Source organism: Cupriavidus necator, from assembly GCF_016127575.1.
GTDB lineage: Bacteria > Pseudomonadota > Gammaproteobacteria > Burkholderiales > Burkholderiaceae > Cupriavidus > Cupriavidus necator_D.
The window spans coordinates 2,808,504-2,822,958 of sequence record NZ_CP066018.1 but is presented as its reverse complement, the minus strand read 5'-3'; the positions used below and the strand labels follow the sequence as shown (position 1 = coordinate 2,822,958).

13 protein-coding genes and 4 tRNA genes are annotated in these 14,455 nt (G+C 66.0%); 6 read left to right on the top strand and 11 right to left on the bottom strand.

The features are described 5' to 3' along the window. Positions 1-9: 9 nt before the first annotated feature. The gene (locus tag I6H87_RS13205) at positions 10-2,310 is read right to left on the bottom strand and encodes an AAA family ATPase (protein WP_011615711.1); all 2,301 of its coding nucleotides are present in this window, start codon (positions 2,308-2,310) and stop codon (positions 10-12) included. A gap of 486 nt (positions 2,311-2,796) precedes the next feature. Here I6H87_RS13205 and I6H87_RS13200 point away from each other — a divergent pair, with 486 nt between their 5' ends. From I6H87_RS13200 to I6H87_RS13185, 4 genes are all read left to right on the top strand, one after another. Next, positions 2,797-3,456, top strand: a complete 660-nt coding sequence (locus I6H87_RS13200; protein WP_010814709.1) for an energy transducer TonB — start codon at positions 2,797-2,799, stop codon at positions 3,454-3,456. Positions 3,457-3,518: 62 nt separating this feature from the next. After that, on the top strand, positions 3,519-4,247 hold the full coding sequence (locus tag I6H87_RS13195) for a MotA/TolQ/ExbB proton channel family protein (protein ID WP_010814708.1): 729 nt from the start codon (positions 3,519-3,521) through the stop codon (positions 4,245-4,247). A gap of 21 nt (positions 4,248-4,268) precedes the next feature. After that, positions 4,269-4,682 carry an ExbD/TolR family protein gene (locus I6H87_RS13190; protein ID WP_010814707.1) on the top strand — a complete coding sequence of 138 codons (414 nt, stop codon included), beginning with the start codon at positions 4,269-4,271 and terminating at the stop codon, positions 4,680-4,682. 240 nt (positions 4,683-4,922) lie between these two features. Then, positions 4,923-5,252 carry a hemin uptake protein HemP gene (locus I6H87_RS13185; RefSeq protein ID WP_010814706.1) on the top strand — a complete coding sequence of 110 codons (330 nt, stop codon included), beginning with the start codon at positions 4,923-4,925 and terminating at the stop codon, positions 5,250-5,252. Positions 5,253-5,523: 271 nt separating this feature from the next. Here I6H87_RS13185 and I6H87_RS13180 read toward each other — a convergent pair whose 3' ends face one another. The 3 genes from I6H87_RS13180 to I6H87_RS13170 form a co-directional block, all read right to left on the bottom strand. Then, positions 5,524-5,931, bottom strand: a complete 408-nt coding sequence (locus tag I6H87_RS13180) for a heme-binding protein (RefSeq protein WP_010814705.1) — start codon at positions 5,929-5,931, stop codon at positions 5,524-5,526. 158 nt (positions 5,932-6,089) lie between these two features. Continuing rightward, complete coding sequence (locus I6H87_RS13175) at positions 6,090-6,347, bottom strand: hypothetical protein (RefSeq protein WP_010814704.1); 258 nt, start codon at positions 6,345-6,347, stop codon at positions 6,090-6,092. Between the two features lie 271 nt (positions 6,348-6,618). Continuing rightward, positions 6,619-6,972, bottom strand: a complete 354-nt coding sequence (locus I6H87_RS13170) for a hypothetical protein (RefSeq protein ID WP_011615713.1) — start codon at positions 6,970-6,972, stop codon at positions 6,619-6,621. Between the two features lie 187 nt (positions 6,973-7,159). On the opposite strand from I6H87_RS13170, the gene I6H87_RS13165 reads away from it, so the two are divergent. Then, positions 7,160-7,246: transfer RNA gene (locus I6H87_RS13165), tRNA-Leu, on the top strand. Between the two features lie 87 nt (positions 7,247-7,333). On the opposite strand, the gene I6H87_RS13160 is transcribed toward I6H87_RS13165, so the two are convergent. Beyond that, positions 7,334-8,434, bottom strand: coding sequence for a YeiH family protein (locus I6H87_RS13160; RefSeq protein ID WP_011615714.1), 1,101 nt, complete (start codon positions 8,432-8,434; stop codon positions 7,334-7,336). A 98-nt stretch (positions 8,435-8,532) separates the two neighbouring features. Here I6H87_RS13160 and I6H87_RS13155 point away from each other — a divergent pair, with 98 nt between their 5' ends. Next, on the top strand, positions 8,533-9,462 hold the full coding sequence (locus I6H87_RS13155) for a LysR family transcriptional regulator (RefSeq protein ID WP_011615715.1): 930 nt from the start codon (positions 8,533-8,535) through the stop codon (positions 9,460-9,462). Positions 9,463-9,480: 18 nt separating this feature from the next. Here I6H87_RS13155 and I6H87_RS13150 read toward each other — a convergent pair whose 3' ends face one another. The 6 genes from I6H87_RS13150 to uvrC form a co-directional block, all read right to left on the bottom strand. Further along, positions 9,481-10,725, bottom strand: a complete 1,245-nt coding sequence (locus I6H87_RS13150; RefSeq protein WP_010814700.1) for a cation:proton antiporter domain-containing protein — start codon at positions 10,723-10,725, stop codon at positions 9,481-9,483. 394 nt (positions 10,726-11,119) lie between these two features. After that, positions 11,120-11,193, bottom strand: a tRNA-Cys gene (locus I6H87_RS13145). Positions 11,194-11,313: 120 nt separating this feature from the next. After that, positions 11,314-11,389: transfer RNA gene (locus tag I6H87_RS13140), tRNA-Gly, on the bottom strand. A gap of 60 nt (positions 11,390-11,449) precedes the next feature. Continuing rightward, a tRNA-Gly gene (locus I6H87_RS13135) sits at positions 11,450-11,525 on the bottom strand. A 171-nt stretch (positions 11,526-11,696) separates the two neighbouring features. Continuing rightward, positions 11,697-12,296 (bottom strand): CDP-diacylglycerol--glycerol-3-phosphate 3-phosphatidyltransferase, encoded by a 600-nt coding sequence (pgsA, locus tag I6H87_RS13130; RefSeq protein WP_010814699.1) that lies wholly within the window; start codon positions 12,294-12,296, stop codon positions 11,697-11,699. A gap of 103 nt (positions 12,297-12,399) precedes the next feature. Beyond that, a complete protein-coding gene (gene uvrC / locus I6H87_RS13125) occupies positions 12,400-14,445 on the bottom strand; it encodes an excinuclease ABC subunit UvrC (protein WP_011615716.1) in 2,046 nt (681 codons plus the stop codon). Positions 14,446-14,455 lie beyond the last annotated feature (10 nt).

The window sequence follows — 14,455 nt, the reverse complement described above, 5'->3', positions numbered from 1 at the left end:
CGCCTTCCCCTACTGCAGGAAGCCCAGTGGCCGGTGCTCCCGCACCTCGGGCTTGATCGCGTGCTCCTGGCGCAGCTGTGCCAGGAACTCATCCGGCGTAAGCGCCTCGCCCAACAGCACGCACTGGCGCTTGACCGTGGCGAAGTCGCCCGGCGTCAGGCAATCCATCGTATCCAGTTCACGGCGCATGCTGTCGGTCAGGCCGGCGGCATCGCCGTCGAGCGCCTCGTCGACAAACATCGCCACGCGCTGCGCGGGCTTGAGCGCCAGGAAGCGGATCTTGAAAGAGAAGCGGCGCAGCGCCGCCTCGTCGATGCGGTCGAACAGGTTGGTGGTGCAGATAAAGATGCCGTTAAAGCGCTCCATGCCCTGCAGCATCTCGTTGACCTCGGAGATCTCATAGTTGCGCACCGCCTGCTGGCGGCTCTGCATGAAGCTGTCGGCCTCATCCAGCAGCAGCACCGCCCCATCCTCTTCGGCGCGCGCGAACATGGCGGCGATCTGCTGCTCGGTCTCGCCCACATACTTGCTCATCAGGTCGGAGGCGCGGCGGATCATCAGTGGCAGGTCCAGCTCGGACGCGATATGCTCGGCCAGCGCGGTCTTGCCGGTGCCGGGCGGGCCGTAGAAGCACAGCGTGCCGCGCTGGCGCACGCGCAGCGCGTCGACGATCTTGACCACCTCGTAGCGGGTTTCCAGGTGCAGGTTCTCCAGCCGGTAGTGCGTGACCACCGGCCGCGCCTCGGCCTCGGGGCGCAGACCCATGGCGCGGTCGGCGTGTTCCAGCTGGCGCAGGATCAGCGCTTCCACCGGCTCTTCCACGTCGGGCCGTGCCAGCTCGACAAAGCGCGCGGCCGACTGCACCTGCGCGGGCGTCAGCGTCTTGCGCCCGGCCAGCCCGGTGATAAATGCGTCGCTGACGTCCAGCCCGCCCAGGTGCTTGCGGATGATGTTCTCGCGCACCAGCGGCGGCGGGATCTTCAGCTCCAGGTGGAACTGGAAACGGCGCAGGTAGGCCGGGTCGATCTGCCGGATCGAATTCGAGATCCAGATCACCGGCACCGGGTTCTGCTCTAGCGTCTGGTTGACCCAGGCCTTGCCGTTGACCGAGGCGCGCGTGTCTTCCTGGCCGAACAGGCTCATCAGCTCGCGCGCGCTGCCCGGGAAGACGTCTTCCACCTCATCGAACAGCAGCGCGGTATGGGCACGCCCGCGCAGGAAGGCCTGCGACACCTGCAGCGAGCGGTAGCGGTCCTTGCCCGACAGGCTGTTGCCGTCGCGGTCCAGGCAATCGACTTCATACAGCTCGCAGCCCGCCTCGCGCGCCAGCAGCCGCGCGAACTCGGTCTTGCCGGTGCCGGGCGGCCCGTAGATCAGCACGTTGACTCCGCTCGCATGCTGGCGCGTGGCATTGGACAGCAGCGCGCACAGGTAGCGCGCGTCGGTCTCGACATGGGGATAGTCGGCAGTGGTCAGCGTGGGCGGCGCGGCCGGGCGGGTGAAGACCGCCATCATCTCGGCTTCGTTGGCGTAGTTGCCCAGCAGCACGTGCAGCAGCCGGTCCGAGAGCCGCATCAGGTCGCCCAGGTCGGTCACGCTGTTTTCCGGCAGCGGCTGTTCGATCAGGTTCAGCGTCTCCAGCCGCGAGCCCGGGCGCAGCGAGGCGGCCACGTCGGCCGCGCCGGCGCCGGTCAGCCCGGCCAGGATCTGGAACGCTTCCTGGCTGTGCGCCACCTTGCAGTCGACCATCACCGCGCGCAGGTCGCGCTTGTACTTGGCCAGCGCCGCGTACAGCAGCAGCTTGCGCTCGTGCTCGGGCAGGTCCAGCACATGGCTGAGCATGTCGATATTGCGCACCAGCAGTACGCGCTCGCCTTCCAGGCGCTGGGCGATGGCAGCGGCCGAAGCATCGAACACGGCGAACATGTCCTTGGCGTGGTGCTTGACGTACTCGTCCAGGTAATAGAACAGCGCGCTTTCGTCGAAAGCGCTGTTCCATTGGCCGTGGCGGTCCAGGAATTCCTCAGGGGTCAGGCGGGCGGTGCCCTTCCAGGCGGGCATGTCGGCGCAGCGCGCGGCCAGGAAGCGCTGCACGCGCAGCACCACGCCGTACGGCCACACCATCTCCTGCGCGCTGACGGTCAGGACATCGTTGATATTGCTGCGCAGGTTGAAGCGCGGGCCCAGCGCGCAGACCACGCGCAGGGCAAACTGCGCGCACATCCAGTCCAATGCTGAACTGGACGATGTGCCAGGCATGGAGCGCAGAATCGTCGATCGGTCATCTTCAGCAAAACGTGTGAAGTCCATGAACGGGTCCCCGAGCGCGCTGTGCGCGATGGCGGGGCCGCGACCGGGGCACCGCCACGTCTGCAGTTTCTTCCTATGCTAGCGCGCTTTGGTACCGACCGCGCATGCCTGTGCGCCACGGGCACCGGCAATTGTGGCCTGGGGCACCGAAGCGCAGCAAAGTGCCAGAGCGCGCCAGCGCGCATGCACCGCTGCATCACCTCCCGAAATGCTGCCTGGACTTGCCGGTATAACGTGCCGGGCCAGAAAATTCCAGTTGCGACGCACAAATTACAAAAAATAAGAATCATTATCGTTTATACTAGCCCGCTGACACGCTGCCCCAGAGTGGCGCTCCCACGGCAACCCAGTTGAAGGAGCGTTTATCATGGAATTGCTGCTTAGCCTGCTGGTTGGTTGCGGCATCTCGCTGATCCTGTTTTATCGCAAGTGACGGCGCACAGCGCCGCCGCGGTGCCACCGCTGGCAGACTTTTGTTGTTGACACATGTTCGACCAACGCTTCCTCAAGATTACGCTCGCCGTACTGCTGTTCCACGTCGGCCTGCTCTACCTGATCCAAAGCGGCCTGGGCCGCAAGCTGACCGAGGCGGTGATCTCGCCGGAAATCGTCGCGCGCATCATCCCGCTGGAGCCTCCCAAGCAGGAAGCCCCGCCGGAGCCGCCCAAACCCAAGCCCAAGCAGGAAACCCCGCCCAAGCAGGTGAAGGTGACCACGCCCAAGCCGACCCCGCCGCAGCCCAAGCCAACCCCGCAGCCGGTAGCCAGCCTGCCGCCAACACCGAACGCGCCCGAGGCTCCTCCCGCGCCGCCGGCACCCCCGGCACCGGCACCTGAGCCCGCCCCGGCGCCGGTATCCGCCGCGCCGCGTGCGGTCGGCATCGGCGAAATCCAGTGCACGGCGCCGCAACCGAAGTATCCTTCCCAGTCACGCCGCATGGGCGAGACCGGCAAGGCCGTGGTGCGCCTGACCACCGACGAAAGCGGCAAGGTCGTGAAGACTTCCGTCGTATCCTCGAGCGGTTCATCGCGCCTGGACCAGGCCGCGGTAGAGGCCGTGCAGGCCATGCGCTGCAAGCCTTACATGGACAACGGCCGCGCCGTCGCCGTCACGGCGCAGCAGCCGATTGGCTTCGAACTGAACTGACCGCCCCAGATTTCCGATCTCTGATCTGACCTAAACCAAGCGAACTCACCAGGAACCAACACATGCAGGACCTCGGACTCTCCCACCTCTGGACGCAAGGCGACTTCGTCATGCGTGCGACCGCGATCATTCTGCTGATCATGTCGCTCGCCTCATGGATCGTGATCCTTACCAAGGCGTGGGATCTGGTGCGCCTGAAGAAGATGGCGCACGGCGCGGAAAAGCGCTTCTGGCATTCGGACGATTTCGACCACGCGCTCGAAACCCTGGGCGCCGGCGACTCCAACCCGTTCCGCACGCTGGCCATCGCCGGCAAGGAGGCCGCCCAGCACCACCGCGCCAGCCAGCCGCAGCTGCACGACGTGATGGATATCTCCGACTGGTTGACCCGCTCGCTCAAGAGCTCCATCGACGACTCGGTGGCGCACATGCAATCGGGCCTGGCAGTGCTGGCTTCGGTGGGCTCGACCGCACCGTTCGTGGGCCTGTTCGGCACCGTGTGGGGCATCTACCACGCTCTGATCGGCATCGGCGCCTCGGGCGTGCCGACCATCGACAAGGTGGCCGGTCCCGTGGGCGAGGCGCTGATCATGACCGCCTTCGGCCTGGCCGTGGCAATTCCCGCCGTGCTGGGCTATAACGCCCTCACCCGCGGCAACAAGTCGGTGATCTCGAAGCTCAACCGCTTTGCCCACGACCTGCACGCCTACTTCGTCACCGGCGCGCGCGTGCGCCCCACCGGCGCCCGCGCCGAGGACGGTACCGTGCGCCTGGCCGCGGCTCAGCGCTAAACCGCAAGCAAGGAAGTCATCATGGCATTCGGTACTCTCGACGGCGACGACGACGAGGTGATGAGCGAGATCAACATGACGCCGCTGGTCGACGTCATGCTGGTGCTGCTGATCATCTTCATCATCACCATCCCCGTGATCAACCACGCGGTGAAGATCGACCTGCCGCGCGCCACCAACACCCCGAACGACCCGAAGCCGCAGAATATCAACGTCTCGATCGACGCTGCCGGCAAGGTCTTCTGGAACCAGGTGGAAGTGGACCAGGCCACGCTGGCAAGCAATATCGCGCTGGCCGCGCAGCAGCAGCCGCAGCCTGAGCTGCACCTGCGCGCGGACCGCGAGGTGCGCTACGAGCGCGTGGCCGAGGTCATGGCCGCCGCGCAGCACGGCGGCCTGGGCAAGATCGGCTTTATCACCGAACCCAAGCAGTAGGCGGGCGCCGCCAGGCGCTCCGGAACGACAAAGGGCACCTCAGGGTGCCCTTTGTCGTTGATGGCGCCGAGTCATGGCGCCAGCCTGCGCTGCGTCGCCTCTTGCGCCCCCTTCTAACCGCACTTGGTCGTTCCGCGAATCTTAGTCAGAGGCTATTGTAATGATAACAATTCTCATTTAATATCTTTCCATCGACTGCGCCATGACCGGCGCGCCCTTTTTGCAGAACGGAGCCAGAAGATGAGCACACTTTCCCTGCCGCTGTCGCAACCGCGTGAAGTCACCCGCCGCCGGCTGTCGCTGCGCCGCGTCGAGGTCGCCGCGCAACCGCGCCGCGAGGCCAGCGCGAAGGCGGCACCGTCGACCATCGCATCCGTGAAATCCGCGGTGGCGGCCCTGCCCGCCCGGCTCGAGGCACTGGTGCGCGACAGCCTGTCGCCAGCGCCTGCCGGCGAGGCGGTGGCCCTGGATGCCATCATGCGCGGCGCCAGCACCCTGCCGATCCTGCACAACGGCGATGTCTACACGCTGCGCGTCACGCGCTACGGCAAGCTGATCCTGACGAAATGACGCGGCCCCGCGGCGATACCGCAAGGTTGAAGCCAGAGGGAAGCGATCTAGACCCGCGTTGGGCGCGGGTGCCACGTACGTGGCAGTAAAGACTTTTGTGGGGACCACCTCGGAACGAGGTGTTGGGCAGTAGCCAGGTACTGGTGCCGCGGGCGGGATTCAGACCCCACGCCGGGCCGACCGTACCCAGCCATGCCCTCTTTTATGCCGCCCCGCAGGCCATGCCTGCGGGGCATTTTCATGCGCCGGCACAGTGGCCGGCGCAAGGGCTTTACAGGCCCAGCGCAGCGATGCCGGCACGCGCGATCTGCGCGTCTTCGGTCGACTTCACGCCCGACACGCCCACGGCACCGACCACCTGATCGTTGCAGACGATGGGCACGCCGCCCTCCAGCATGCCTTGCAGTACCGGCGCCGTCATGAACGAGTAGCGGCCGTTGTTGATCATGTCTTCGTATACCTTCGACTCGCGACGGCCCAGCGCCGAGGTACGGGCCTTTTCGCCGGCAATATAGGCCGAGATCGGCGCGGCACCATCCAGGCGCTGCATCGCCAGCAGATGGCCGCCATCGTCCACCACGACGATCGACACGGCCCATTGATGATTCTTCGCCTCGGTTTCCGCAGCGGCCATGATCTTCTTCACGTCGTCTGCCGTCAGAACCGTCTTTTGCTGCATGCCGCTCTCCTGGTCATTCATTTGGTTGAGGCCGAAGTATAGCGCCGCACCCCCGCCATCGTCATGACAGGCGCCCCATTGCGGTGCGCCGGAGCGCGGGGAAAAACAAAAATGGCCCGCGCTTGGCGGGCCATTCATCATGGACGGACAACAGCGATTCAGGCGCCGTCCGAGTACGGATCCGGCTTGCCCATGCGCGCGCCATCGGTGTATGGATCGGGCTTGCCGAGGCGGGCACCGTCGGTGAACGGATCAACCTTGCCCATCTTGGCACCATCGGTGTACGGGTCCGTCTTGCCGACCCTGGCGCCGTCCAGGTACGGATCGACCTTGCCGACGGCGGCAAATGCGGAGGTGGAAAGCGCGCCCAGCGCGGCCAGGGCTGCGACGGCAGCAACGGCTTGTGTGATCTTCATGGATATTCCCCTTGCTATTGTTAGTCGAGGCACCGTACAGCACTTCGCGGTGCCGTCATCACGATGTCACAACGGTAGTTTAGGGGAAAACCCTTATGACGATAGAGATGACGCTTTGAGCAGTCTGTTCAAATAATTTGACTACGCTCAGCAAGGGGTCGAATTTCCGGGAACTGGCTTCAGCGCCTCATGTCGCAGTGCGGCAGGAAAAAAGAAAGGACCCCGGAGGGCCCCTTCTCTTTCAAAAAGCTTGCGCAGCTCGAACGGGCGATCAGTCGTCGCGCCAACGGCCATGACCATGGCCATGCCCACGGCCACGATGGTATCCCGGCGGGCCATAGTAGCCGCGGTGGCCGCCGTAATAGCGCGGCGGGCCGTAGTAGCCAGGACCGTAATAGACCGGACGCGGTCGTACCACCACCGGGGGCGGGCCGTAGTAGACCGGCGCAGGTGCCACCACGACAGGCGGCGGTGCATAGTAAGCCGGGGCTGGCGGATAATAGGCGGGCGCGCCAACCACTACGCCCGGCACGCCGATTGCCACGCCGACGCTCACATGGGCCATTGCTGCCCCGGAAGCAAGCCCGGCTGCGACACCGAATGCTACGAGCCACCAACGTTTCATATCCGCCTCTCAAAGTGAGATTTCTCTTAATCCGTATTGTAGGGGTTCGGAATTTTCCAGGTGCAACGGCAAGGTCGACATTGTTACCAGCCGTAACAGCGGCGTCACTTTTTCGCGCGCCAGGCGCCCGCAGCAGTAACGCGCTTGCATCCGGGATGCCGAGCCACCACAATACCGGGCTTGCCGTGCGGCCGTGGAGAAATTGGTAGACTCAGCAGACTTAAAATCTGCCGCCTTTCCAGGCTTACGGGTTCGAGTCCCGTCGGCCGCACCAGGGTGTACAGCCCCCCTCCGCTCCCGCTTCAAAATAAAAGAAGGGGCCATCGGCCCCCTTCTTTTGCTGCCTTCAGCTCCGCGCGCGTCAGGCCATCGCGTAGCACATCAGCGCACCCACCCCCATCAGGAACACGAACAGCACACCGGCCAGCGCCAGCGGCTTGCGTCCGGCGCGCACCAGATCGCCGATGCGGGTGTGCAGGCCGATCGCCAGCATCGCGCAGGCCAGCAGCCAGTTGTCCAGCGCGATCAGCGGCGCCTTCCAGGCAGTGGGCACGGTGCCGGCCGAGTTGACCGCCATCACTGCGACAAACCCCACCGCGAACCACGGCACCGACTTCAGGATGCCATGCAGGCGGCTGCCGCCTGCGGTGCCTTGCTCGGCTTGCTCGCCGCCCTGCGGCCACAGCGCCATCACCAGCAGCAGCGGGCCCAATGCCAGCACGCGCACCATCTTGGCCACCACGGCAGCGTCGGCGGTCGGCTCGCTGATCATCTTGCCGGCGGCGATCACCTGGGCCACCTCGTGCAGCGTCGCGCCGGTAAAGATGCCGAACATGCGCTCGCTGACGGCCCAGTGCCAGTGGCCGGTCGCCAGTTCGTACAGATAGGGATAAAGCAGCATGCCGACGGTGCCGAACAGCACCACCGTCGCCACCGCCACGGCGGTCTGTTTGTCGTCGGTGCGCACCACCGATGATACGGCGATGGCCGCGGCGGCACCGCAGATGGCGCTGCCGGAGCTGACCAGGATCGCTTCGCGGCGGCTCAGGCCGAAGAACGTCGTACCCACCCAGGTGCCGAACAGCAGCGTGGCCACCAGCATGGTCAGCGGCACCACGATGCCCGGCAGGCCCAGGGCGACAATCGAGGCAAAGGTCAGGCGCAGCCCGTACAGCGCCACGCCCAGCCGCAGCAGGTGGTGGCGTGCGACTTGCATGCCGGGGGCCAGCGGCGCCAGCCAGTGGCGCGGCAGCGTGTTGGCCGCGACCATGCCGGCGCACATGGCCAGCGTCAGCGCGCTGAGCCCGTAGCGCGCCACGGCCGGATGCTCGGCCAGCGCAATCGCCAGCCAGGCAATGCCGCCCAGCGGTACCAGCGTCAGCAGGCGCTGCGACCACGGCGGCGGCAAGGCCGGCGCGGCGGCCGGGGTGGTGCGAGTGCGGGGGGCGGAGACGGAGGACATGGCAGGCTCGGGTCGTGTTCTTTAGTGACTCAAGCGTACTGGCCCCCCGCTAACCCGTAAAACGGGTAATATCGTTATGCGTTATTGATTATATCGATATGGACCACCGCCCCGATCCCCGGCCCGAACATCGTCCCCTGCGCCTGACGCTGCGCCAGCTGTCCGTCTTCGTTGCCGTGGCCCAGCATGGCAGCACCATGGCGGCGGCGCAGGCACTTGCGATGTCGCAGTCGGCCGTCAGCGCCTCGCTGGCCGAGCTTGAGCGCGCGCTCGACAGCCCGCTGTTCGACCGCGTGGCCCGTCGGCTCAGCATCAACGAGACCGGCCGCCAGTTTTTCCCGCGCGCGCTGTCGCTGCTGGACCAGGCCCAGGAACTGGAGCGCTTTGCCACCCAGACCGGCGTGCAGCTGCGCATCGCGGCCAGCAATACCATAGGCAGCTACATCCTGCCGCCGCTGCTGGCGGGCTTCCGCCATTCGCGCAGCGGCCCGTGCACGCTGGACCTGCGCATCGGCAATACCCGCGAGGTGCTGCAATCGTTGCTGCAGTTCGACGCCGATATCGGCCTGGTCGAAGGCGCCAGCCATGAGCGCGACCTGCGCAGCGTGCCCTGGTGCGATGACGAGATGGTGGTGGTAGTCGGCCCCTCGCATCCGCTTGCGGCCGTGCCGCACGACCTGGTGGCGCTGCGCGATGCCGAGTGGATCGTGCGCGAGCCGGGCTCGGGCACGCGCGAGGTCATCGAGGAACGGCTGGTGCCGCTGCTGGGCGAGCTGCGCTTCGCGCTGGAGCTGGGCAACGCCGAAGCCATCAAGCGCGCAGTGATGAGCGGCTTCGGCGTCAGCTGCCTGTCGCTGCATGTGGTGCACGATGAACTGGAGCGCGGCACGCTGGTGGCGATCCGCGACGGCCTGCCACGCATCGTGCGGCCGCTGCAGCTGGTGGTGCACCAGGACAAGTTCCCGACCCAGGGGCTGCTGGCCTTTACCGAATACCTGCGCACCATGGCGCCGCGGATCGGCGGCTGAGCCGCACCCAGGCTCCGGTCAGGCCGGCTGCGGATCCGCGCTGCGATTGCGCCGCGCCGTGTACAGGTCGAGCAGGTGGAACAGCACCGGATTGAGCATGATCGACAGCAGCGCCCCGGCCAGGATCAGCGCCTGGCCGCGCTCGGGCAGGATCTTCAGGTAGACGCCGAGGCTGGCGAGAATGAACGAGAACTCGCCGATCTGCGCCAGGCTCACGGCAATGGTCATGCCGGTCTGCCCGGAATGCCCGAAGGCACGCACGATGCCCAGCGCCGCCAGCGACTTGCCCACCACGATGATAAACACCGTCGCCAGCACACCCCACGGATCGTTGACCAGCACCATCGGGTCGAACAGCATGCCCACGGATACGAAGAAAAGCACGGCGAAGGCATCGCGCAGCGGCAGCGACTCTTCGGCCGCACGATGACTGAACTCGGACTCCGCCAGCACCATGCCGGCAAAGAACGCGCCCAGCGCGAACGACACGCCAAAGAGCGCATAGGCGCCGTAGGCCACGCCCAGCGCCGTCGCCAGCACGCCCAGGCGGAACATCTCGCGGTTGCCGGTCCAGACGATGCGCTCCAGCATCCACGGGATAAAGCGCCGGCCGATCACCAGCATCACCGCGACGAAAGCGGCCACCTTGCCCAGCGTCGCGAAGATCGCGAGCACCACGTCACCGGTAGCCGGCGCGGCCTCGCCCGATGTTTCGCCCGAGGTTACGCCGGAAGCCGCCAGCAGACCTGCCATCGCTGGCAGCAGCACCAGGGCCAGCACCATCGCCAGGTCTTCCACGATCAGCCAGCCGACCGCGATGCGGCCCTGCGGCGACTCCACCAGGTCACGCTCCTGCAAGGCCTTTAGCAGCACCACGGTGCTCGCCACCGACAGCGCCAGTCCGTACACCAGCCCCTGCCCCCATGACCAGCCGAAGCCCCAGGCCACCAGCATGCCCATCAGCGTGGCGATGCCGATCTGCACCACCGCCCCCGGAATGGCGATGCGCTTGACCGCCATCAGGTCCTTGATCGAAAAGTGCAGCCCCACCCCGAACATCAGCAGGATCACGCCAAGCTCGGCCAGCTCCGGCGCCAGGGCCTGGTCGGCGGTATAGCCGGGCGTGTGCGGACCGACCACGATGCCCGCGCACAGGTAGCCGATCAACGGCGGCAGGCGCAGCCGGCTGGCGATGGCGCCAAGGATAAAGGCCAGGACGATACCGCCGACGATGGTACTGATAAGCGGGGTGGCGTGATGCATGCGCGCGGGATTCCTCGTGTCAGGGGCTGAACGGCTAACCCGCTCCCGGCCCTGGCAACCGCGACAGCGCATCCGGCGCGCACCAGCGGTCAGCGCGGGGAAATCGCCGCAACAATTGGCAGCAGCATCGGAACGGGGAAGAACGGGAAGTGCCGCAGCGGCCCCGGACACGCCGGCGGCGCGTCACGGATCGGGGATGGCGATTGACATGCTGCCCCGCAATCCATCACGCGGAGCCCCCCGAAAAGCGTACGACAGGAGTAATGTAACATGCCCGCCACGTGCCCGAGGCGCGGAGATGGCGGACGATCCGGCGCCTGCTTGACTGAAGGCGAGGCAGGGAACTGGCCCGGAAAACAAAAACGGCGCCGCGAGGCGCCGTTCTGCATGCAACTGGAGGCGGAGGTCGGAATCGAACCGGCGTACACGGCTTTGCAGGCCGCTGCATAACCACTCTGCCACCCCGCCAGGTGACGTGCTGCTGGATTGTATCCGCATTCAGCCGATGCTGCCGGAGCGCAGCTTCCGGCAATGTCTTGCGGCGATTCAACCCAAACAAAAAGGGAAGCGGTGCTTCCCTTTGGGGATTGGAGCGGGAGACGAGTCTCGAACTCGCGACCTCAACCTTGGCAAGGTTGCGCTCTACCAACTGAGCTACTCCCGCATACAACTTTTTACTGCCAGCCCCGCACCGCGCAAGCACGCTGCCGGACCTTCTTTAACCTGGAGCGGGAGACGAGTCTCGAACTCGCGACCTCAACCTTGGCAAGGTTGCGCTCTACCAACTGAGCTACTCCCGCAGGGGCACTACCGAATTCCAATAAGGTGTTTTATGCCGCAACACGCTACTATCTCACAACATCTTGCGCTAAACCCACCTTATCTCGCTGCTTTCGTTTGTGTCGTCAGCAACGAGAATGAGATTATGCAAAGAACTGCTCTCGCCGTCAACACCTTTTCAAAAATTCTTTTCATTTCTGCGCGCCGGCGCGCGCCACCATCCCGCTGCGCTCGCGGATTTGCGGCCAGGCCAGCTTCATGTAATAGAACATCGACCACAGCGTCAGCACCGCCGCCACGTAGATCATCCACGTGCCGAGCAGGTGGGCATCGAAGCCGAACAGGCGGTCGCTGTACAGCAGCAGCGGGATCGCCACCATCTGCACCGTGGTCTTGAGCTTGCCGAGGAAGTTCACCGCGACGCTCTTGGAAGCGCCGATCTGCGCCATCCATTCACGCAGAGCCGAAATGGTGATCTCGCGCCCGATGATCACCAGCGCGATCAGGTCCGTGACCCGGCCCAGTGCCAGCAGCGAAAGCAGCGCTGCCGTCACCATCAGCTTGTCGGCGACCGGATCCAGGAAGGCCCCGAACGACGAGGTCTGGTTCCAGCGCCGCGCAAGGAACCCGTCCAGCCAGTCCGTGACCGCGGCAATGATGAAGAACGACGCCGCCGTCAGGTTCTTGGCGTGCATCGGCAACCACGCGTCGGGCAGGTAGAACACGCCAACCACCAGGGGAATCATGGCGACGCGAAGCCAGGTCAGCAGGATCGGGAAATTGAAGGGCATGGAACTCGGGCGGCGGGGGACGGTAACCAATCTTGCGATTGTCGCCGATTTCCGGACCAATCGACCATCACTGGTCAATTTCCCACCGCGCGGCCCCGCGCGCTCAGTGCAACTGCCGGTAGATCTCTTCGGCCAGGCCGCGTGAAATGCCCTCGACGCTGGCCAGTTCGTCGATGCTGGCGGCCATCACGCCGCGCAGCCCACCGAAGCGGGTCAGCAGCTTCTGGCGCCGGCGCGCGCCGATGCCCTCGATCTCTTCCAGCCTCGAGGTGGTGCGCGTCTTGGCGCGGCGCGCGCGCATGCCGGTGATGGCAAAGCGGTGCGCCTCGTCGCGGATCTGCGCCACCAGCATCAGCGCGGCGCTGCCCTGCCCCAGTTCCAGCGACGGACGGCCATCGGCGAACACCAGCGTCTCCAGGCCGACCTTGCGGCCCTCGCCCTTGGCCACGCCGACCAGCAGGCCGATATCCAGCCCGAGTTCTTCGAACACCTGCCGTGCCACCTCGACCTGTCCCTTGCCGCCGTCGATCAGCACGATCTGCGGCACCTGCGCCGCGGCTTCGCTGCCGGCCTCCATGCCGCCGTCTTCCTGGATCTGCTCGACCAGCTTCTGGTAGCGCCGCGTCAGCACCTGGCGCATGGCCGCGTAGTCATCGCCGGGAATGATGTCCTGGATGTTGTAGCGGCGGTATTCGCTGTTCTGCATGTCGTGGTGGTGGTACACCACGCACGATGCCTGGGTGGCCTCGCCGGCGGTATGGCTGATGTCAAAGCATTCCACGCGCAGCAGCGCCAGGTCTTCCAGGTCCAGCCCGATGGTTTCGGCCAGCGCGCGCGTACGCGCCTCCTGGCTGCCCTGCTCGGCCAGCCGGCGCGACAGCGCCAGCGCGGCGCCCTGCTGCGCCATCTCCAGCCAGACCTTGCGCTGGCCCTGCGGCTGGCGCACCAGCGTGACCTTGCGCCCGGCGTGCAGCGTCAGCGCCTCGAGCACCGTGGCATCGTCCGGCGCATGGCTGACGACGATGATGGGCGGCGCCGGCTGCTCCAGGTAGTGCTGCACCATGAAGGCCGACAGCACCCGGGTGGCGATGCGGTCGACGGTCAGCGGCGGCGCGGCGGCGGCGGCGCTGTCATCCTCGCGCTCATCGGCATCCTCGACGATCATCGCCGCTTCGTCGGCATGGGCCGGGAAGTAGGCCTTGTCGCCCAGATGGCGGCTGCCGCGCACCATGGCCAGGTTGACGCAGGCACGCCCGCCCTCCACGGCGACGGCCAGCACGTCGATGTCGCGCGCCTGCCCGCCTACCTCTTCCACCGCCTGGCGCTTGAGCACGGTCGACAGCGCCGCGATCTGGTCGCGCACGGCCGCGGCCTGCTCGAACTCCAGCCGCTCGGCGTGCTGTTCCATCTTGCCCTGCAGGCCTTCCAGCACCTCGGTCTGGCGGCCTTGCAGGAAGCGCGCCGCATTGGCGACGTCGCGCGCGTAGTCCTCTTCGCTGATGGCGTTGACGCACGGACCGGTGCAGCGATGGATCTGGTGCAGTAAGCACGGCCGCGTGCGGTTGTTGAAGACGGTGTCCTCGCAGGTGCGCAGCTGGAACACCTTCTGCAGGATCTGCATGCTCTCGCGCACCGCATAGGCGCTCGGGAACGGCCCGAAGTACTGATGCTTGCGGTCGGTGGCGCCGCGGTAGTACGCCATGCGCGGGAAGCGGTGCCCGGTCAGCTTCAGGAACGGGTACGATTTGTCGTCGCGGAACAGGATATTATAGCGCGGCGCCAGCGCCTTGATCAGGTTGTTCTCGAGCAGCAGCGCCTCGGCCTCGGTGCGCACCACCGTGGTATCGATGCGGGCAATGCGCGCCACCATCATCGCAATACGCGGCGACAACTGGGTCTTGTTGAAGTAGCTCGACACCCGCTTCTTCAGGTCGCGCGCCTTGCCCACGTACAGCACATTGCCTGCCGCGTCGAAATAGCGGTACACGCCCGGCAGGCCGGGCAGGCGGGAAATGACCGGGCGCGGGTCGAACGGCTCCGGCGGCGCTTCAGCAGCCGCCTCGGCAGTCACCTCGGCTGGCCGGGCGGCCGCCGCTTCGGCCGGAACTTCGTCGGCGGGATTTGGGGAATCGGGTTGCTGGTCGGACATTGGGGACGGT